The organism is Veronia pacifica, assembly GCF_001707825.1.
GTDB lineage: Bacteria > Pseudomonadota > Gammaproteobacteria > Enterobacterales > Vibrionaceae > Veronia > Veronia pacifica.
Genome location: NZ_LYBM01000004.1, coordinates 32,210 through 51,362 on the forward strand (window position 1 = coordinate 32,210; position 19,153 = coordinate 51,362).

Here is a 19,153-nt window from a genome sequence, read left to right on the forward strand (position 1 = left end):
GAATCTTTTAGTGTCCGGCACTGGCGAGAGTAATACCGATAGGACAGCGTTTTGGTGTTTTGATGGGAAAGGTGACATCTGAAAGTTGATAAAAATGGGCACCGGGCAGAGCGAGTGTTGCAGTGGCCGCTGGCGACAAAAGAATATGATCAAGCAACCCCTTATTCCTATTGTGGCATGGAGATAAATCGCCTGTAGCGTGATACAGCTCAGTACCCAGATATTCAACAGTCATATCTGATGCCTGTTCCATCCAGCGGTTGAACTCACCGAGTACGAGTAGTTTTTGGTTGTCTGGATATCGATTTAGCCAGTTTTTCAACAGGGGTAACTGGGTACGCATTTTCCGACAGTCTCGGTTCTTTTGAGTCAAGGAACCCTGAAAACACCCTTTTGGAAGCTCAATGTTCAGCATTTTGAGGTCAATTTGGGGTAGATCGAGCGTAATACCGTATTGCAGCGTTTTAGTGAGGGTAGTTTTTATAAGATCTTCCTGCTTGGTGTATCGGTATTTAATCCCTTTTTTAATTGCGAATGCCAAGCGGGCAGGGGAGCCTTTGATGCTATTACAGCGCGTATTTGTATTGGGTTTTGAAACGATAAAGTCATAGTGAAGGCCTGAGAATATTCTGTCGAGTGACTGGATACTACTGACTTGCTGTAATACATAGACATCTGCGTTTATTTCTCTGGCATACTGGCTGTAGACAGCATGTTCCAAGTCTGTTTTTACCCTGCAGTTATCTTCACTACCCAAATTCCAGGTAACTATCTCGAGATCTTCCGCATAAGCTGTCGCAGAAAGTAATGAGGCAATGATATAAAAGTTGGCAGAACGCATGTTCAAGAAAAGTCCCTATTAATTTCAACCAGCGCTTCCTAGTTTTATGTTGGAGTGTTTACCTACTACTGTACACAGTGTAAAAAAGTGACAGGCGTGTTTGTATGTATTGATATCAGTATAGGGTCGCAATTCTTAGCTTTGATATCATAATTATACTAATTAGATGTACAGAATATCTGTCTATCTAGATTTGATTAATTAGCATGAATTTTCTCATAAACGGACTGTTTACCCACTAAAAGTAAAAGATCCTGCTATTGCAGGATCAACTGATCAATGATAGAAGACCATTCTTCGCCTTGATTTAGCTTTGTGCTCTTTCAAATGACGTCAGGATCTCTTGTCGTGCCGCTTCAGCGTTATCCCATCCTTCAACCTTCACCCATTTACCCGCTTCAAGTTCTTTGTAGTGCTCAAAAAAGTGGGTGATTTGTGCTTTGAGTAACTCGGGTAGATCATTTACATCCTGAATATGATCGTATTCTTTTGATAACTTGCTGTGCGGTACAGCAACAATTTTGGCATCTTCACCAGATTCGTCAGTCATTTTCAGCACGCCAACAGGACGGCACCGGATCACTGAGCCCGGCACCAGTGGGTAGGGCGTTGGCACAAGTACATCGACGGGATCGCCATCAAGAGACAAGGTTTGATTAACGTAGCCGTAATTGCAGGGATAGAACATGGGTGCAGACATAAAGCGGTCAACAAAAACCGCCCCCGTGTCTTTATCCACTTCGTATTTTATAGGGTCAGCATTGGCTGGGATCTCGATGATCACATAGATATCATCTGGGATATTTTTACCGGCAGAAACATCATTCAGGCTCATTCTTATTTCCTTTTCTGGAGAAAACAACGGCTAAACCCCGCTCTATAGACTGCATCTAGCGGTGACTTATTTAGCGTAATGTAAAAAAAAGACAAAAAAAAGCAGGGATCGTTTTCGCCCTGCTTACTGCTATCTCTGCTTGGATTAAGTGCTTAATCTAAATCAGGATAACTGCTTATTAATTCTTCTACCTTTTCAACCATATCAGTTGAACCAACAAAGAAGGGGACACGTTCGTGTAACTCCTTCGGTTTTAAATCCATTATTCTTCCTGTGCCGTCAGAAGCTGAACCGCCTGCCTGCTCCACGATGAAAGCCATAGGGTTACATTCGTACAACAGACGCAGTTTGCCGTTTGGATAGGACGCAGTGCTCGGATAAAGGTAAATCCCACCTTTGAGCAGGTTACGGTGAAAGTCAGAGACTAAAGAACCTATATACCGAGAGGTATAAGGCCGACCCTCACTGGGAACACTTTCCTGACAATACTTAATGAATTTCTTTACCCCGAGAGGAAAATTAACGTAATTTCCCTCATTGATGGAATATATCTTACCTTTTTCGGGGATCGTCATGTTCTCATGTGAGAGACAGAATACACCGATTGACGGGTCATAGGTAAACCCGTGGACACCATTACCCGTCGTATATACCAGCATGGTCGATGAACCATAAACGACGTAGCCTGCGGCTACTTGTCGGTTACCGGGCTGAAGGAAGTCTTCTTCTGTGCATGGCCCTCCAACGGGAGACACACGGCGATAGATGGAAAAAATAGTACCGACTGAGACATTAACGTCGATGTTTGAGGAGCCGTCGAGAGGATCCATCAACACCACATACTTAGCGTTGCGATTGAGTTCTTTATTGAACACAACCATTTCATCTTCTTCTTCACTGGCGACACCACACACCTGATCACGTGCTTCTAGAGCGGCTTTGAATCTCTCGTTGGCGTATACATCGAGTTTTTGCTGCTGCTCTCCCTGTACGTTTTCAGAGCCCACACTTCCAGTTATATCTACCAGCCCCGCTTTATTGATTTCGCGGTTTACAATTTTGGCCGCTAAGCGGATAGATGAAAGCAAAGAACTCAGTTCTCCACTGGCATGAGGGAATTCATGTTGCTTTTCTATAATGAATTCTCCCAAGGTTTTCATATCTGGCATTACTTCTTCCTTTGGTGCGATATCAAAATCTTCGTTAAAATAAGGAGTCAGGCATCAAATGTGTCATAAATAACCTGTCCTTGCGCCCGGTTTTCCTTCCGGTCTCTTTGTTACAGTTTGATTGTATCGTGAACAACTTTTTACGCGTATTGAAGAAAGTCTATGCGTCGGATAAGTGTGATCAGTGAGCTTTGTGCAGTGATCTGAGTTGAATATTGAACAGGTGAGTAAACGACAATGCATATACACATTTTAGGAATTTGCGGCACCTTTATGGGCGGCGCTGCGATATTGGCGAGACAGCTGGGCCATAAAGTGACGGGCTGTGATGCCAATGTTTATCCGCCGATGAGCACCTTGCTTGAAGAACAGGGTATCGAAATTACCCAAGGTTACGACCCTTCACAGCTTGACCCTACGCCAGATTTGGTGGTGATTGGTAATGCGATGAGTCGCGGTAACCCTTGTGTTGAATATGTTCTCAATAAAAACCTGCATTACACGTCAGGCCCACAGTGGCTGCACGATATCTTACTCAAAGACCGATGGGTGCTTGCGGTAGCGGGTACGCATGGCAAAACGACCACGGCCAGCATGTTGGCATGGATCCTTGAGGATTGTGGCTATCATCCCGGATTTTTAATTGGTGGTGTGCCGGGAAATTTTGGAGTATCAGCCAGACTGGGCGACAGTATTTTCTTTGTTGTTGAGGCGGACGAATACGACAGTGCTTTCTTTGATAAGCGCTCCAAGTTTGTCCATTACCGACCAAAAACCTTGATCCTGAACAATCTTGAATTTGATCACGCTGATATATTTGATGATCTTGCGGCGATACAGCGGCAGTTTCATCATTTGATTCGAACGGTTCCGGGTATCGGCCGGATCCTCGCGCCAAAATCTGATCCTGCGATAGCCGAAACTCTCGATAAGGGATGCTGGAGCGAGACCGAATTTGCGGGTGAAGATGGCGGTTGGCAAGCAGATAAAAAAGTACCGGACGGCAGTCAGTTTAGTGTCAGGTTTGGTGATGAAAAAGTAGGTGATGTTGAATGGTCGCTGGTGGGTGAGCATAATGTTAACAATGCACTGATGGCTATTGCAGCCGCTCGTCATGTTGGTGTAACCCCAGAACTTGCCTGTGAATCTCTCGGCAGCTTCATCAACACCAAGCGCCGTCTGGAACACAAAGGTGATTTCGCAGGTGTGACGGTTTATGACGATTTCGCCCATCATCCAACAGCAATTCGACTGACGCTGGAAGGTTTGAGGGCCAAAGTTGGCGACAGAAAAATCCACGCTGTGCTTGAGCCGAGATCCAATACCATGCGACTGGGCGTACATAAAGACGACCTAGCCCCCTCATTATCCGCTGCTGACCAAGTATTTGTGTATCAGCCAGACAATCTTGGTTGGTCGGTGAATGCTATTACTGACGCCTGTGAAATGCCTGCTCATCCGCATACCGATATGGCAGAAATGATCACAGCACTGAGTGACAGTGCCAGGACAGGCGACATTATACTGGTGATGAGTAATGGTGGGTTTGGTGGGATCCATCCTAAATTACAGGTGGCACTTGAACGCTCAAACAGAAAAGACGAATGACAAAGATTATTAACGAACAAAAACGAATCACTTTATTTTGGAGCGGGGCTTCCGGAGCGCCCTACGGCCTTCGTTTGCTGGAAAGCTTGCTTGCAGCTGATTACCAGGTTTACCTTCTCATTTCATCAGCGGCACGGGTTGTGCTCGCGACTGAGCATGGTTTAAAGCTCCCATCGGGCCCTAAAGCCGCCGCTGAGGCACTCGCAAAGCACCTGCAATGTCCGACAGATAAACTTGTCGTTTGTGGTAAAGACGACTGGTTTTCTCCCGTTGCCTCGGGCTCTGCTGCGCCAAAACAAATGGTGGTTTGTCCGTGTTCTGCAGGAGCTCTTGCTGCCATTGCCCACGGGATGTCCGACAATCTTGCGGAGCGGGCGGCTGATGTTGTGATGAAAGAGCGAGGCCAGTTATTGCTGGTGGTGCGTGAAACGCCTTTCTCAACTCTGCATCTAGAGAATATGCTCAAGCTATCAAAGATGGGCGTCACTATTATGCCTGCAGCACCGGGCTTTTATCATCAGCCTGAATCAATCGATGACTTGGTGGATTTTATGGTGGCAAGAATTCTCGATCATTTGGGTATTGAGCAGGTGATGGTGCCACGGTGGGGATATGATCAGCGTGATAAATAATCGCTGACTTCTTGATGGCGGTGATGATCAAAAAGCCACCTGCGGATGAGGTGGCTAAGTCATTATCAGTGCTTCAGTATCATCACATGCACTTTGGCATTTTCCAGCACCTTACTGGCGTTAGAGCCGAGTAGGAGTTTATTGCCTCGTGAGCGTTTGTGACTGGGCATTAAAATCAGGTCGCAACCTAGATTGTCTGCGGTTTTAATAATCGCCTTATACGGTTTACCTTCTTCAACAGACAGGCTGTAAGCCTGACTCTCCGGTATTTTTTCCTTCGCAAACGTCTGCAGGCTACTTTTTACGTCCTGCTTCATTTTCTTCGCAGCATCCGCCGGGAAATATGACGACACCATAGAGTTGTGGATACCGGGTAATGCTGTGATCAGGTGCAATTTGGCCTCACATTTCCCAGCCATCCATAGCGCATGCTGAACGGCTTTGTCCGCGAATTCCGGGTCGTTGAGATCGACGGGGACGAGAATAAATCTGAACATCTTTTGCTACCTCTTTCGAGAAAGAAGCAGAGCAAAACATTGCTCTGCAATAGGGATCAGGCTTGTTTTATCCTACGTCTCTGGTTCCATCCCAATGCTGCCAACAGCAGTAGCGTTGGGATAAATACCCACTCCTTCATTGGACGGTCGGAAGGGACGCTGACCTGAGTGACTTCCCAGTCAAAATCAATACCGGCTTTTTCTGCATCGCTGCCGAACCTGATCATATCGACAATCATCTTGCCGTTATCCTGACGCAGTTCCAAACCTGTAGATTCAACCCGTGCCTGACCAGAGTCCTTGTTATGGTCAACGTTGAGGTGAACGTGCTTGCTGACCATATCGCCATCAATGTTCTCTCCAGCCACAATGATATTGAGAGTCTGATCCTGCGGCAGCTTTCCAGCCACTTCCATGATCTCAGTACCCTTATATATCACCTCTGGGTCATAGACTTTGTCCCACCAGAAACCCGGCCGGAATAGGGAGAAAGTGATCAATAGCATCAGCAGGGTTTCCCACCACTTGTTGCGGGTTAACCACCATCCCTGTGTGGCAGCTGAAAATACCAGCATGGCAGTTACTGCCGAGAATATGGTTAGGAACAAATGCCAGGGGCCATCCAGATCAAGAAGTAGGATCTGAGTGTTGAAGATAAACATAAACGGCAGAATCGCCGTTCGGATATCGTAGGTAAAACCTTGAATACCCGTCTTAATGGGGTCATCTTTCGCTATTGCAGCCGCTGCAAAGGCGGCAAGTCCAACAGGTGGTGTATCGTCAGCCAGAATACCGAAATAGAACACGAACAGGTGGACAGCAATCAAAGGTATGATGAGGCCTTCCTGTGCGCCGAGCGTCACAATGACCGGAGCCATTAGGGTCGATACCACAATATAGTTTGCGGTTGTCGGCAGTCCCATACCCAGAATCAGACTGATAATGGCGGTGAATAACAACATCAAAATAATGTTACCGCCTGAGATAAACTCAACAAAGTCAGTCATCACCAGACCTATGCCTGTCAGTGTGACCACGCCGACGACAATCCCTGCCGCTGCGGTGGCAACGCCAATACCTATCATGTTTCTGGCACCCGCAACGAAACCCTCTGCGAGATCAACAAATCCCTCTTTCAGCTCGGTAACAGGATCATGGGCCTGATTGAAAAATGCCATTAAGGGCCGTTGTGTGACCACAATGAACATCATAAACAGAGTCGCCCAGAATGCCGATAATCCCGGCGAGAAGCGCTCAACCATCAAACACCAGACCAAGACGACAATAGGCAGCAGGTAATAAAGACCAGAACGAACAGTTGGACCCGGATCAGGCACTTCTGATAAGTCGGCAGCGGCTGGATCTTCTACTGCCTCAGTTTTGTATTTGGCAGAATAACGAACCAAGGCAACATAACTGATGAAAATAAGGACAGCAATGATTGGACTGGCTGCATCGCCGAAGACATCTTTTGTCCAGCCAATGCCATAGTAGACGCCAAGGCTGAGCAAACAGATACCAATGACGATGACCACGAAATTCTGAAGGCTCTGCAAAAAGGTAGAGGTATGCCTGCGTGGTAGACCAGACATGCCAGCTTTACACGCCTCAAGGTGCACAATGTAGATCAGAGCAATGTATGAAATAAGGGCGGGAAGCAGGGCCGCTTTTATTACTTCGATATAAGGAATGCCCACGTACTCGACCATCAGGAAAGCAGCAGCTCCCATTATCGGTGGCGTGAGCTGACCGTTGGTTGATGCCGCAACTTCAACGGCACCCGCTTTGGTGCCCGGGAAGCCGACACGTTTCATCAAAGGGATGGTAAATGTTCCCGTAGTCACCACATTGGCGATCGATGAGCCAGAAATCAGGCCAGACAAGCCAGATGCTACGACTGCTGCTTTAGCAGGTCCGCCTCTCATATGACCGAGCAGCGAGAATGCCACTTTAATGAAATATCCCCCCGCTCCTGCACGGTCCAGTAACGCACCAAACAGTACAAACAGGAACACGAATGAGGTCGAGACCCCAAGAGCAACCCCGAATACGCCTTCGGTCGTCAGCCACATGTGAGACATGGTTTTGTTGAGGCTGGCACCCTTGTGAGCAATCACGTCAGGCATGTGTGGACCCGCGAAGGTATAAAGTAAAAAGACGGCGGCAACGACCATCAGAGGCGGGCCAAGTGCCCTTCGGGTTGCCTCTAGCAGAAGCAACATCCCGGCGACGGCAGTAATGATATCAAACTGTATTGGTGCACCTGCCCGTGTGGCAAGATCACTGTAAAACACATAGAGGTAAGAAGCTGAAAAGCTACCCACCAAGGCAAAGATCCAATCCTGTATTGGAATATGATCTCTCGGCGAGCTTTTCAGTGCCGGGTAGGCCGTGAAGGCGAGAAAAATAGCGAACGCGAGATGGATTGCCCTGGCTTCAGTATCATTCAGGGCAACAGTGAAGGGTGAGGCGTACCAAAGCTGAAAAATGGACCAGCATAAAGGGACGAACCACAGGATCCTGCCGGACAAACCTTTCGGTGATCTGGCACCGGTATCGGCCTGTGCGACGATGTCCTGTGCATCCTGAGTGGCATTGTTGTTTGTCATGGTTTGCTCCTGCTTAACCAACTCTGACTATTTTAGAGCTACATATGGTTAACTTCTGTGAGATATTGTTTTTGGGAATAAACCAGAAGTAATAAATGAACCAACCGAGTGTTGTATTATCTCAGCGGAATCGTTTCTAACTGTTTTCTTTCAATTGATTATGAGAAGAACAATCAACGGAGAGACGCTCGGATAACGCGAGATAACAGTCTATATTGCTTCTTCAATATAGACAGTTTGATCACGATTGGTAGCGAAGCATTAATGAGAAAAAAATGAAAAAGTAGCGTGAAAACGCATTTTTTGGATCAAGTACTGAATTTCAAAAAATGAAGTTAGAAATCACTTGGGTGAATAGGACAAGACAGAATTCGAAAAATAAACGATTTCACCCAACGAGTAATATCGGGATATGGCCCATACCTGCACGCAGTTAATGGCGATATAGGTGTGTTAAATATAACGAAAAAAGCTATCAACAGATGATATTAAATTGCATTATATCAATTACTTAATTTTTATTTTTTATTATCACTGCCACCTATTTCTCGATTGAATAAAGGTGATTGTCGACTTGGCTTCATGAGGTCATCAATGTGTCCAGTCGCTGATCAAGTTCATTTCATACACTGTGAATGTTTAAAATAATTTCTACTTGAACTCGCGCCATTGATGGCCTCTAAAATCTTATGTTTAGCGGAGCGATGACTTGCTAACGACTGTAGTTAAACAGCTCGCAAACCGCTTTGAACAAGGCCTCAGTAGTTGTATCTCGTGATGGTGTAATGAAAATCGTATCATCACCCGCAACCACGCCGAGGATGCCTTCTGCCTTGCCAAGTGAGTCCAAAAGGCGAGCGATAAGCTGTGCAGCTCCGGGACCAGTATGAATAACAACCAGTGCGCTGTTGTAATCAATATCCATCACCAGTTCTTTCAATGGGCTGCTGGTAGTAGGAACACCCAGCTCAACGGGCAGGCAATATACCATTTCCATTTTCGCATTGCGGGTACGAACCGCACCAAACTTGGTCAGCATGCGGGAGACTTTCGACTGGTTGATGTTTTCAAATCCCTGTGCTTTCAGGGCATCAACAATCTCGCCTTGCGAACTGAATTTTTCTTCTTTCAGAATCGCTTTGAATGCTCGAACGAGCTTGTCTTGTTTGTCTGAATTACGCATTGTCTCGATTCGGCTGTTGGTTAAAAAGGGCATTCTTGCATAATAATTCATTACGTCGCAAACCAACAGCACACTTTCTGACGAGCAAATCACTATTCAGAAGCACTTTTCCAGCTGAAAAATGCAAGTCAAATTTGAGAGGCCATGCTTATCCTGACCGGATTAGGCTTGTCGTTTCCAACGATAGACACGTATGATGCTATCACCAGTATATGTTGGGTTGGTCTCAAAACGGTTCGAATACCGATACAGAAAAGAAAAACCAACCCATGCTGGAGCTGAATTATAAAAGTTCGTAAACAAGGAGAACGAAATGAAAGTTGCTGTGATTGGCGCCGCGGGTGGCATTGGTCAAGCTTTAGCCCTGCTTCTGAAAAACCAACTACCTGCAGGTTCTGACCTGGCTCTGTACGATATTGCACCAGTAACCCCTGGCGTTGCTGTTGACCTGAGCCATATCCCTACCCCTGTTTCTATTAAAGGCTACGGCGGTGAAGATCCTACTCCGGCACTTGAAGGTGCGGATGTTGTTTTGATCTCCGCTGGTGTTGCACGTAAACCTGGCATGGATCGTTCTGATCTGTTCAATGTCAATGCAGGGATCGTTCGTTCTCTGACTGAGAAAATTGCTGATGTGTGCCCGAAAGCACTGATCGGTATCATTACCAACCCAGTGAACACCACCGTTGCGATTGCAGCAGAAGTGCTGCAAGCCAAAGGTGTGTATGACAAAAAACGTCTGTTCGGTATCACGACATTGGATGTGATTCGTTCTGAGACCTTTGTTGGTGAATTGAAAGACAAGAATCCATTAGAAGTGGAAGTGCCAGTTATTGGTGGCCACTCTGGTGTGACTATCTTACCTCTGCTATCGCAGGTTGAGGGTGTTGAGTTTACCGCTGAAGAAGTTGCAGCATTGACTCCACGTATCCAGAATGCGGGTACTGAAGTAGTTGAAGCGAAAGCAGGTGGCGGCTCAGCGACGCTGTCTATGGGTCAAGCAGCATGCCGCTTTGGTCTTGCTCTGGTTCGTGCCGCTCAGGGCGAAGAAAACGTTGTTGAATGTGCTTACGTTGAAGGTGATGGCAAATATGCTCGCTTCTTCGCACAGCCAGTTCGTCTTGGTAAAAACGGTGTTGAAGAGATCCTGGACCATGGTCCACTGAGCGATTTCGAACAGCAGGCGCTGGAAAGCATGCTGGATACACTGCGTGGCGATATTAAGCTGGGAGAAGAGTTCGTCAAGTAAACCGACGAGTTTCTTTCGCAACAAAAAAAGCGGCTCAAAGCCGCTTTTTTTTACGTTACGCCACAGTGTTATTTTTTTCTGTCGACGGCAATTCTTGCCAAAGCAATCAGTGCATCTTTGTAGTTAGATTCTGGTATAACACTCAAAGCCTGAATCGCTTTTTCGGCTTCATTTTCAGCACGTTCACGGCTATACGCTAATGATCCCGTCTGTTCCATACACTCAAGGATGGCATCCAGTTTATCAAGACCGTTCCCTTTTTCTATTGCCTCTCGGATCATGGCTGCCTGTTCCTCGGTGCCGTTAGCCATGGCATGCAGCAAGGGAAGGGTAGGCTTACCCTCGGCGAGGTCATCCCCGGTATTCTTACCCATTTCCTCGCCTTGAGACGTGTAGTCCATGACATCGTCTATCAGCTGAAACGCGGTACCGAGATAACGGCCATAGTCTTGCAGCGCTGTCTCAATGTGTTCAGGGGCGTCATTGAGGATTGCACCTATCTGAGTAGCGGCCTCAAACAGGCGGGCAGTCTTCGAATAAATCACCTGCATGTAATTTTCTTCGGTGATGTCAGGATCGTTGCAGTTCATCAGCTGCAGGACTTCGCCCTCTGCGATCACATTGGTTGCCTCGCTCATCAGGTCGAGGATCTTCAAAGATCGAAGCTCAGTCATCATCTGAAAAGAGCGGGTGTAGATATAATCACCGACCAGAACACTGGCTGCATTACCAAACATTGCATTCGCGGTAGCTTTGCCACGCCTCAAATCCGATTCATCCACCACATCGTCATGGAGTAGAGTCGCTGTGTGAATAAATTCGATAAATGCGGCGGCAGTGATGTGTTTATCACCCTGATAACCCAGCACGCGTGCTGAGATAATCGCCAGCATGGGACGGAGACGTTTGCCACCACCACTGACGATGTAAAACCCCAATTGGTTTATGAGTGCGACATCTGAATTGAGTTGAGCGAGTATTTTTGCATCCACTTTTGCCATGTCATCGGCGGTTAGCGTCTGGATAGTGTTAAAATCCATTATTAGGTCCGGTTTTATGGGGTTTTACAGTCTGACTGCTGCTATTTTGGGGTTGATCTTACACCAAATACAAGACTTCAACACGTTGTAGTTGAGCGAAAAAAAATGGGTATTATGCGCTGAGCACCTTTTCGCCAATTTTCTTCTCTTCACCCCTTGCCAGATTGTATTTATTACCGTAGAATTCGCGCCCTATTGATGAATTATATGCGCACCCCTAGCCGTTCAAATTTTGTACATTTACGGTAGGCTGTGCGGAAATGCGGAGTAAATCATGTACGCAGTTTTCCAAAGTGGTGGTAAACAACACCGAGTAAGCGAAGGCCAAACTATTCGCTTGGAAAAACTAGACGTTGAAACTGGCGCAACTGTTGAGTTTGACAACGTTCTGCTGGTAGCTAACGGAGAAGAAATCCAAGTTGGCGCACCGTTTGTTAACGGCGGCAAAGTAACTGCTGAAGTAGTTACCCACGGTCGTGGCGACAAAGTTAAAGTCGTTAAGTTCCGTCGTCGTAAGCATTCTCGTAAGCAAATGGGCCACCGTCAGTGGTTCACTGAAGTCAAAATTACTGGCATCAGCGCTTAATTTAGGAGAAGAGATAAATGGCACATAAAAAAGCTGGCGGTTCTACTCGTAACGGCCGTGATTCAGAAAGCAAACGCCTTGGTGTTAAGCGCTTCGGTGGTGAGTCTGTTCTTGCAGGTAACATCATCGTTCGTCAACGTGGTACTAAATTCCACGCGGGCACTAACGTAGGTTGCGGTAAAGACCACACTCTGTTCGCTCTGTCTGACGGCAAAGTGAAGTTCGAGATTAAAGGTCCTAAGAACCGTAAATTCGTTAGCATCGAAGCTGAGTAATCTCACTCGATACTGAATTTAGAAGCCCTGCCATTGGCAGGGCTTTTTGTTTGACTAAAGCCCAGACATTTCCTGACATGGCGATCGCCCCTCCTCAACGTTTGTTTACTTTAAACGTCTTAGGCGTGTGTGAAAGGGCATTATCAAGTTACAGCTGCGGTGTTCGTACTTATGCTGTGAATGATATGGCATTGTTGCAGGGTTCATCCAAGCGTCACAGTTATCATAAATCAGTATCTGTGAATCGCCTTTGTGTGATGAAAGTTAACCAGCAGTAGCAATTGATCCTAAGATCATTATGATCGTCGCCAACTATTCAATGCGAGATCGCTGGTCAAAGCGAAATCGCCGGGGTAGAGACCCTGAGCGGATGTTTATCCGGAAGGCCGGATGATGTTCAGCTGGCGTGGAGAAAGAAGATGAAATTTGTAGATGAAGCGGTAATACGCGTCGAAGCCGGTGACGGTGGTAACGGTACTGTCAGTTTTCGCCGTGAGAAGTATGTTCCTAAAGGTGGACCCGACGGCGGTGACGGCGGTGACGGCGGTGACGTTTATCTGCTTGCTGATGAAAACCTAAATACACTTATCGATTACCGCTTTGAGCGCTTTCACGCCGCAGTGCGTGGCGAAAATGGCCGTGGCGGTAACTGTACGGGTAAACGCGGTGACGATCTTATTCTGTCAGTACCTGTGGGTACGCGTGCGGTTGATGAAGATACTGGCGAAGTGATTGCCGATTTGACCCAACACGGCATGAAGATCATGGTCGCAAAAGGCGGTTTCCATGGTTTGGGTAATACCCGTTTCAAGTCGTCAGTTAACCGCGCGCCACGTCAGAAGACCATGGGTACCAAAGGCGAACTTCGTCACCTGCGTCTCGAGCTTCTTTTGCTGGCTGATGTAGGTATGCTTGGATTGCCAAATGCGGGTAAATCCACATTTATCCGTTCTGTTTCAGCAGCTAAGCCTAAGGTCGCCGACTACCCATTTACCACTCTGGTGCCAAGCCTGGGTGTAGTACGTGTTTCTCAGGAAAAGAGCTTTGTCGTTGCTGATATACCGGGTTTGATTGAGGGTGCTGCAGATGGTGCCGGTTTAGGTATTCGTTTCCTCAAACACCTTGAGCGTTGTCGTGTCTTGCTCCACATGATTGATTTGATGCCAGTCGATGGAACCGATCCAGTGGACAATGCCTTCACCATCATTGAAGAGCTGCAAAAGTATAGCGATAAGCTGTCAGAGAAGCCGCGTTGGTTGATCTTCAACAAGATTGATTTGATGCCAGAAGAGCAGGCTCAGGAAGAAATTGAGCGTATCCTCGATGCCCTCGGATGGGACGATAAGTACTTCTGCATTTCGGCGATCAACAAGAAAAACATTCAGCCGCTCACTTATGAGTTGATGGAATTCATTGATTCTCTGCCAGCAGAACTCGTTGAAGAACAGCAAGAAGAAGACAAGGTTGAGTTCAAGTGGGATGATTACCACGAAGAACAAATCAAGAAGCATGCTGTTGAAGATGACGACGATGATGATTGGGACGACTGGAATGAAGACGACTATGATGTAGAGATTATCTACAAACCTTAATTTTTATCCCGTCAAAAAAACGCCTTATGGCGGTTTTTTATTGCCATCAATCCCGTCATACTTCGGGGTAATTTGCTATCATCCCAAATGCTTACAGGTATTCAGGAAAAGAAAATAAATGAAGATCAGTATGATCGCCGCAATGGCAAAAGACAGAATTATAGGAAAAGACAATGCCATGCCGTGGCATTTACCCGCAGACTTCCGTTGGTTTAAAGCGCAGACCATGGGGAAACCTGTGATCATGGGACGTAAGACCTATGAATCTATTGGACGTCCTCTGCCCGGGCGAAGAAATCTGGTGATCACCCGCGATCCTGTTTGGCAAGCTGAGGGGGTAGAGGTGATGAACAGCATTGATACTGCTCTGAATGCGGTTGAAGGGGTCGAAGAGGCTGTGATCATCGGCGGCGGTTCAATTTATGATGCCTGTCTTCCCAAATCTGTCCGTTTATATCTTACCTTTATTGATGCCGAGCTGGATGGAGATACGCGTTTTCCGGAGTGGGGAGACAGCTGGACAGAGTCTCATTCTGAAACATTTAGCGCAGATGATAAAAATAAGTACAACATGCAGTTTGTGATACTCGATAGAAACTAAGCGGATAAAAGGGAACAGAAAAAGCATTACCCCTTCTTCTGTTCCGTAGCTTTCTTGCCTCGGAAATTAGCTTGAATGAACCGGGCAGGAGACAGTGAACACTTTTTTATCTTCCCACCTCAGCATGGTGAGACTGCCACCCCAGACGCAACCAGTATCGAGGCCGATAAGATTATCTTCTATGACGCCACCGAGGGCTGCCCAGTGCCCGAACACCAACGCCTCCTTGATCTTCTTTTTGCGCTTAAGGCTGAACCATGGTTTTAGCGGTCCCTCCTCAGTCAACTGAGACGGTGGATATTTGCAGGCCATATCCAATGCGCCAGTACTGTCACAATATCTCATTCGAGTAAATGCATTAATAATAAAGCGATAACGATCTAGCCCTTGAAGTGCCGGATCCCACTGATCTGGCTGGTTGGCGTACATATTCTCAAGTAACCAAAGATAATCGTCACCCTGAAGAATAGCTTCTACCTCAGTGGCACAATTTTTTGCCGTATTCAGCCCCCATTGTGGTGGAATACCAGCATGTGTCATCACAAAACCAGGTGTTTTACCTGATGGTTTATCATAATGAATTAACAGTGGTTGGTGTCTTAACCATGTCAGTAACTCATCTCTGTCTGGAGCTGAGAAGATTGGCGATGTTTTATCCTGACGCTTGCCTTTCATCAAGCCATTGGCAACTGACAACAAATGAAGATCATGATTGCCGAGCACAGTATGGGCGTGGGAGCCCATACCATGGATAAGACGAAGGACTTCGAGTGATTGAGGTCCCCGAGCGACAAGATCACCCGCTAAATAAAGGTGATCTTCTTTTAGATTGAAACTGACAAGTTCAAGCAGATCACATAAATCCCCGAAGCACCCCTGAATGTCACCGACAAGGTAGGTTGCCATTGATATGTGTCCTGCTAGTGAAGAATGTTTGGCATGGCAAGTCTGAACGGTGAAATTTCAACTTCAAACTCGTCATCGTCAATAGTCTGCATACCATAAGTGCCCTGCATGACACCAACAGGCGTCTCCAGAACAGTGCCACTCGTATAGGTATACTGGTCTCCGGCAACAATTATGGGCTGCTCACCGACGACTCCTTCGCCCTCTATGACCAGTTTTTTACCATTGGCATCCGTGATCAGCCACTTACGGCGGCGCAGTTGTGCGTCGATGTCGCCGTTATTTTCAATGGTAATGGTGTAAGAGAAAACATACCTCTGTTTGTCTGGTTCAGATTGTTCCTCAACATAATGAGTCACCACCCGAACCGTAAAGTGAGCTTTTACCAATCCTTGCAAGCGATAAATCCTTATTGGCTGTTGTGATTCTCGTCCAGCCAGTTTGCCATTGCCACAAATTGTGCCAAGGTCAGGTTTTCTGGACGCATGGTTGGGTTGATACCCAAAGATTCCAGTGTATCGCCGTCAATAAGCGCTTTGTAACAGTTTCGTACAGTTTTGCGCCGTTGGTTGAATCCATCACGACAAACGCGATCCAGCCACTTCATGTTATTGACAGGATGAGGCAATGTTTTGTGTGGGATCAGACGAACAACCGCAGAATCGACCTTTGGTGCAGGCTTAAACGCGCTTGGCGGCACTTCCAAAACAGGTACGACTTTGCAGTAGTACTGAGCCATAACTGTCAGGCGGCCATAAGCCTTGGTACCCGGACCTGCGGCAAGGCGGTTTACCACCTCTTTTTGCAGCATAAAGTGCATATCTTGAACAGCACCGGCAAAACTGAACAGGTGGAACATCAACGGGGTCGATACGTTATACGGCAGGTTGCCAAAAATACGTAACGGGTTTTGCTCGGATGACAACGATGCAAAGTCAAACTTCATTGCATCGCCTTGATAAATGTTCAGCTTATGTGAGAGCTCTGGATGATGGCGGAGACGCTCAGCCAGATCCCGGTCAAGCTCTACAACATTTAGCTTATCGGTTTCACGGGCCACTGGCTCAGTCAGTGCACCCAGACCTGGGCCAATTTCAACCAGATTTTGGCCTGGAAGTGGGTTAATGGCAGAAACTATCCCATCGATGATGTACGGGTCGTTAAGGAAATTCTGACCAAAGCGTTTTCTGGCCCTATGGCCTAAATGGACGTTGTCGCTCATGCTTTCTTATCTACTAACTCAATGGCGTGGGATAGCGCGGTCCGAAGGCTTCCTGTGTCCGCCGTTCCGGTACCCGCTAAATCCAATGCGGTACCATGATCTACTGAAGTACGAATAAAAGGCAGACCAAGTGTGATATTGACTGACTTTCCAAATCCTTTGAATTTTAACACAGGGAGTCCCTGATCGTGATACATGGCAAGCACTGCATCAGCATCATTGAGGTATTTGTCTTGAAACAGAGTATCTGCAGGAAGTGGACCAACCAAATCCATTCCTTGTTCACGCAACTCGTCCATGGTTGGGATCATGATGTCGAGTTCTTCGCGACCCAGACAACCATCTTCACCAGCATGTGGGTTCAGTCCACAAACGTATATTCGCGGTTTAGCAATACCAAACTTGGTTTTTAGATCATCATTTAGGATGTTGATAACCTGCACCAATCTTTCACTGGTAATGGCTTTTGCTACATAGGCCAAAGGAATATGGGTTGTAACAAGCGCAACGCGCAGCCCCTCTGTTGCAAGCATCATCACGACTTGTGGCACGTTTGCCTGATGAGCAAAAAACTCTGTATGGCCGCTGAATGATACTCCTGAGCGATTGATCACTCCTTTATGAACCGGGCCTGTGACTACTGCAGCGAATTCTCCCTGCATATTACCCTCTGCTGCCCGTGTGAGAGTGTTGAGAACATAACGGCCATTTCGCTCGTTAAGCTCTCCTGCAATCACATTGGCTTCCAATGGTTCATCAGCCACAAACAAACAACCGGGCTGATGAGGCTCAGGTGCAGTATCCGGCTGGTAACCTTTCAGTGTCACATTGAGCCCAAGTAATGCTGCCCTTTCAGCAAGCATCTGTTTGTTGGCACACACCACAATCTGGTGATGACAGACTTCATCAGCCAGTGCGAGCACCAGGTCCGGGCCAATACCAGCAGGCTCGCCCGGTGTAATGGCAATGCGTTGTATCTTGTTATGGTTAGCGTTCATCAGACTGTTCATTAATATTTTCTATATACGCCGCAGCGCGTAACTCCTGTAGCCATGCCTGAACTTCATCGTTGAACTTTCGTCTGAACAGTATGTTAGCTGCACGATTCTTAGCTGCATCGTCGGTTCGGTCGGCAATCCGTTTATCAATCAGTTTTATGACGTGCCAGCCATAAATCGTTTTAAATGGTTCACTGATTTGTCCTACTTTCAGCTGCTCAAGTTGTTCCTTGAAGTCTGATGTGTAGGTATCAGATGTCTGCCAGTCCAGTAGGCCACCATTGGCAGATGATCCTGTATCCTCACTATATTCCTGTGCGATGTCAGCGAATGATCGTTTGCCAGTGCGAACATCTCTCATCAGATCCATCAATTGTTTTTTAGCACCTGTGTCACTGAGAATGACTGAAGGTTTTATTAGTATATGTCTTGCCTTGAACTCAGTGACAGCAACGGTTTTCTGTCCTTTCACATCATCAATCTTAATGAAATGAAACCCGACACCACTTCGGAACGGACCAATGATTTCGCCTTTTTTATGGTTTGCTATTTGGTCAGCAAAGAGTGTTGGCATTTCTTCAAGACGAAGCCATCCCCAGTCGCCACCTTCAAGTGCTCGACGACCCTTTGAATACGCCAATGCCATTGAAGAGAAATCAGCGCCTTCCTTAAGCTTCTTTTCAATAGCGCGAACAAGGTACGCCGTTTTGTTTTTCTCTTCTGCTGTTGCCGCTTCTTTCAGTGGTAGCTGAATATGTGAGAACTTATACTGTATATTTTGCTGTTCACGGGCATTCAGTGCAGTACTAAGTGCATCAATTTCCTGAGGTAATATGTTGATTCGACGGCGAACCTGAGCCGTACGTGCCTCACTGGCAGCCATTTGTTGTCGAATCTCCTCGCGATAATCGGCCCAGCTCAGTCGGTAGTCGATTAATTTTTTTCGTAATTGCTGGACCGTCAGACCATCTTCTTTCGCAATCCGGGTAATAGCTTGGTCAAGACGTATATCTCCAACTCTGATCCCAAGACGCTCGGCCTGTTGCAACTGAAGCTTTTCGTCAATCAGATCGTTAAGGATTTGTGCATTGAGTATTTCTTCAGAAGGCAGCTTGTCGGTGCTGCCGTCAGCTCTGAAGATCACCAGTTTGCGCATGATATCGATGTCACTTCTCAGTATCACATCTTCATTGACGACGGTGACGACACGATCAAGTTCGCTCGGTACCGCAAAAGATGGGGCGGCGCTGAGAGCGAGCAGCAGTGCTGCTGTAATTTGGGTCCATTTCTTCATTGAGGATTCCAATATC

The 19,153-nt window shown here is 46.8% G+C and carries 19 protein-coding genes; 7 read left to right on the forward strand and 12 right to left on the reverse strand.

All coding sequences use genetic code 11. The annotated features are described in order from the left end of the window. Nucleotides 1–7: 7 nt before the first annotated feature. The 3 genes from A8L45_RS03830 to fbp form a co-directional block, all read right to left on the reverse strand. Complete coding sequence (locus A8L45_RS03830) at nucleotides 8–841, reverse strand: endonuclease/exonuclease/phosphatase family protein (protein WP_068899428.1); 834 nt, start codon at nucleotides 839–841, stop codon at nucleotides 8–10. A 307-nt stretch (nucleotides 842–1,148) separates the two neighbouring features. Then, complete coding sequence (gene ppa, locus A8L45_RS03835; RefSeq protein WP_068899430.1) at nucleotides 1,149–1,676, reverse strand: inorganic diphosphatase; 528 nt, start codon at nucleotides 1,674–1,676, stop codon at nucleotides 1,149–1,151. A gap of 152 nt (nucleotides 1,677–1,828) precedes the next feature. Continuing rightward, nucleotides 1,829–2,845 carry a class 1 fructose-bisphosphatase gene (gene fbp, locus A8L45_RS03840; RefSeq protein ID WP_068899432.1) on the reverse strand — a complete coding sequence of 339 codons (1,017 nt, stop codon included), beginning with the start codon at nucleotides 2,843–2,845 and terminating at the stop codon, nucleotides 1,829–1,831. A gap of 237 nt (nucleotides 2,846–3,082) precedes the next feature. Here fbp and mpl point away from each other — a divergent pair, with 237 nt between their 5' ends. Further along, nucleotides 3,083–4,453: a UDP-N-acetylmuramate:L-alanyl-gamma-D-glutamyl-meso-diaminopimelate ligase gene (mpl, locus tag A8L45_RS03845; protein ID WP_083228192.1), complete on the forward strand. Its 1,371-nt coding sequence runs from the start codon at nucleotides 3,083–3,085 to the stop codon at nucleotides 4,451–4,453. Next, nucleotides 4,450–5,085 (forward strand): flavin prenyltransferase UbiX, encoded by a 636-nt coding sequence (locus tag A8L45_RS03850; protein ID WP_068899436.1) that lies wholly within the window; start codon nucleotides 4,450–4,452, stop codon nucleotides 5,083–5,085. The genes mpl and A8L45_RS03850 overlap by 4 nt, the downstream gene beginning before the upstream one ends. Before the next feature lie 65 nt (nucleotides 5,086–5,150). On the opposite strand, the gene A8L45_RS03855 is transcribed toward A8L45_RS03850, so the two are convergent. The 3 genes from A8L45_RS03855 to argR all read right to left on the reverse strand — a co-directional run bounded on the left by A8L45_RS03855 (nucleotide 5,151) and on the right by argR (nucleotide 9,374). Then, nucleotides 5,151–5,582, reverse strand: coding sequence for a universal stress protein (locus tag A8L45_RS03855; protein ID WP_068899438.1), 432 nt, complete (start codon nucleotides 5,580–5,582; stop codon nucleotides 5,151–5,153). 56 nt (nucleotides 5,583–5,638) lie between these two features. Continuing rightward, nucleotides 5,639–8,191, reverse strand: coding sequence for a TRAP transporter permease (locus A8L45_RS03860; protein ID WP_068899440.1), 2,553 nt, complete (start codon nucleotides 8,189–8,191; stop codon nucleotides 5,639–5,641). A gap of 712 nt (nucleotides 8,192–8,903) precedes the next feature. After that, nucleotides 8,904–9,374, reverse strand: coding sequence for a transcriptional regulator ArgR (gene argR, locus A8L45_RS03865; protein WP_068899626.1), 471 nt, complete (start codon nucleotides 9,372–9,374; stop codon nucleotides 8,904–8,906). Between the two features lie 313 nt (nucleotides 9,375–9,687). On the opposite strand from argR, the gene mdh reads away from it, so the two are divergent. Next, nucleotides 9,688–10,623, forward strand: a complete 936-nt coding sequence (gene mdh / locus A8L45_RS03870) for a malate dehydrogenase (protein ID WP_068899442.1) — start codon at nucleotides 9,688–9,690, stop codon at nucleotides 10,621–10,623. A 68-nt stretch (nucleotides 10,624–10,691) separates the two neighbouring features. Here mdh and ispB read toward each other — a convergent pair whose 3' ends face one another. After that, nucleotides 10,692–11,663 (reverse strand): octaprenyl diphosphate synthase, encoded by a 972-nt coding sequence (gene ispB / locus A8L45_RS03875; protein ID WP_068899445.1) that lies wholly within the window; start codon nucleotides 11,661–11,663, stop codon nucleotides 10,692–10,694. A gap of 274 nt (nucleotides 11,664–11,937) precedes the next feature. Here ispB and rplU point away from each other — a divergent pair, with 274 nt between their 5' ends. From rplU to folA, 4 genes are all read left to right on the forward strand, one after another. Beyond that, the gene (gene rplU, locus A8L45_RS03880) at nucleotides 11,938–12,249 is read left to right on the forward strand and encodes a 50S ribosomal protein L21 (RefSeq protein ID WP_068899447.1); all 312 of its coding nucleotides are present in this window, start codon (nucleotides 11,938–11,940) and stop codon (nucleotides 12,247–12,249) included. Nucleotides 12,250–12,266: 17 nt separating this feature from the next. Then, complete coding sequence (gene rpmA / locus A8L45_RS03885; protein ID WP_068899449.1) at nucleotides 12,267–12,524, forward strand: 50S ribosomal protein L27; 258 nt, start codon at nucleotides 12,267–12,269, stop codon at nucleotides 12,522–12,524. Between the two features lie 419 nt (nucleotides 12,525–12,943). Then, a complete protein-coding gene (gene cgtA / locus A8L45_RS03890) occupies nucleotides 12,944–14,116 on the forward strand; it encodes an Obg family GTPase CgtA (protein ID WP_068899451.1) in 1,173 nt (390 codons plus the stop codon). A 118-nt stretch (nucleotides 14,117–14,234) separates the two neighbouring features. Continuing rightward, on the forward strand, nucleotides 14,235–14,717 hold the full coding sequence (gene folA / locus A8L45_RS03895) for a type 3 dihydrofolate reductase (RefSeq protein WP_068899452.1): 483 nt from the start codon (nucleotides 14,235–14,237) through the stop codon (nucleotides 14,715–14,717). A 66-nt stretch (nucleotides 14,718–14,783) separates the two neighbouring features. Here the strand turns inward: folA and A8L45_RS03900 are convergent, their stop codons facing one another. From A8L45_RS03900 to surA, 5 genes are read right to left on the reverse strand one after another with little or no spacing between them, the layout of a single operon-like run. Beyond that, a complete protein-coding gene (locus A8L45_RS03900) occupies nucleotides 14,784–15,623 on the reverse strand; it encodes a symmetrical bis(5'-nucleosyl)-tetraphosphatase (protein WP_068899453.1) in 840 nt (279 codons plus the stop codon). 14 nt (nucleotides 15,624–15,637) lie between these two features. Next, entirely contained in the window at nucleotides 15,638–16,012 is a 375-nt protein-coding gene (gene apaG, locus A8L45_RS03905) for a Co2+/Mg2+ efflux protein ApaG (RefSeq protein ID WP_068899628.1), read from the reverse strand. 20 nt (nucleotides 16,013–16,032) lie between these two features. Continuing rightward, a complete protein-coding gene (gene rsmA / locus A8L45_RS03910) occupies nucleotides 16,033–16,845 on the reverse strand; it encodes a 16S rRNA (adenine(1518)-N(6)/adenine(1519)-N(6))-dimethyltransferase RsmA (RefSeq protein WP_068899454.1) in 813 nt (270 codons plus the stop codon). Beyond that, nucleotides 16,842–17,855: a 4-hydroxythreonine-4-phosphate dehydrogenase PdxA gene (gene pdxA / locus A8L45_RS03915; protein ID WP_390335465.1), complete on the reverse strand. Its 1,014-nt coding sequence runs from the start codon at nucleotides 17,853–17,855 to the stop codon at nucleotides 16,842–16,844. The genes rsmA and pdxA overlap by 4 nt, the downstream gene beginning before the upstream one ends. Next, nucleotides 17,833–19,137 carry a peptidylprolyl isomerase SurA gene (gene surA, locus A8L45_RS03920; RefSeq protein WP_068899455.1) on the reverse strand — a complete coding sequence of 435 codons (1,305 nt, stop codon included), beginning with the start codon at nucleotides 19,135–19,137 and terminating at the stop codon, nucleotides 17,833–17,835. The genes pdxA and surA overlap by 23 nt, the downstream gene beginning before the upstream one ends. Nucleotides 19,138–19,153: the final 16 nt, after the last annotated feature.

Excerpts from the sequence above, each read along its gene's own strand:
- A8L45_RS03900 (WP_068899453.1), bottom strand. The coding sequence starts at position 15,623 with ATGGCAACCTACCTTGTCGGTGACATTCAGGGGTGCTTCGGGGATTTA.
- rsmA (WP_068899454.1), bottom strand. The coding sequence starts at position 16,845 with ATGAGCGACAACGTCCATTTAGGCCATAGGGCCAGAAAACGCTTTGGT.
- pdxA (WP_390335465.1), bottom strand. The coding sequence starts at position 17,855 with ATGAACAGTCTGATGAACGCTAACCATAACAAGATACAACGCATTGCC.
- A8L45_RS03850 (WP_068899436.1), top strand. The coding sequence starts at position 4,450 with ATGACAAAGATTATTAACGAACAAAAACGAATCACTTTATTTTGGAGC.
- rpmA (WP_068899449.1), top strand. The coding sequence starts at position 12,267 with ATGGCACATAAAAAAGCTGGCGGTTCTACTCGTAACGGCCGTGATTCA.
- ispB (WP_068899445.1), bottom strand. The coding sequence starts at position 11,663 with ATGGATTTTAACACTATCCAGACGCTAACCGCCGATGACATGGCAAAA.
- cgtA (WP_068899451.1), top strand. The coding sequence starts at position 12,944 with ATGAAATTTGTAGATGAAGCGGTAATACGCGTCGAAGCCGGTGACGGT.
- argR (WP_068899626.1), bottom strand. The coding sequence starts at position 9,374 with ATGCGTAATTCAGACAAACAAGACAAGCTCGTTCGAGCATTCAAAGCG.
- rplU (WP_068899447.1), top strand. The coding sequence starts at position 11,938 with ATGTACGCAGTTTTCCAAAGTGGTGGTAAACAACACCGAGTAAGCGAA.
- mdh (WP_068899442.1), top strand. The coding sequence starts at position 9,688 with ATGAAAGTTGCTGTGATTGGCGCCGCGGGTGGCATTGGTCAAGCTTTA.
- folA (WP_068899452.1), top strand. The coding sequence starts at position 14,235 with ATGAAGATCAGTATGATCGCCGCAATGGCAAAAGACAGAATTATAGGA.
- A8L45_RS03860 (WP_068899440.1), bottom strand. The coding sequence starts at position 8,191 with ATGACAAACAACAATGCCACTCAGGATGCACAGGACATCGTCGCACAG.
- surA (WP_068899455.1), bottom strand. The coding sequence starts at position 19,137 with ATGAAGAAATGGACCCAAATTACAGCAGCACTGCTGCTCGCTCTCAGC.
- A8L45_RS03830 (WP_068899428.1), bottom strand. The coding sequence starts at position 841 with ATGCGTTCTGCCAACTTTTATATCATTGCCTCATTACTTTCTGCGACA.
- fbp (WP_068899432.1), bottom strand. The coding sequence starts at position 2,845 with ATGCCAGATATGAAAACCTTGGGAGAATTCATTATAGAAAAGCAACAT.
- A8L45_RS03855 (WP_068899438.1), bottom strand. The coding sequence starts at position 5,582 with ATGTTCAGATTTATTCTCGTCCCCGTCGATCTCAACGACCCGGAATTC.
- ppa (WP_068899430.1), bottom strand. The coding sequence starts at position 1,676 with ATGAGCCTGAATGATGTTTCTGCCGGTAAAAATATCCCAGATGATATC.
- mpl (WP_083228192.1), top strand. The coding sequence starts at position 3,083 with ATGCATATACACATTTTAGGAATTTGCGGCACCTTTATGGGCGGCGCT.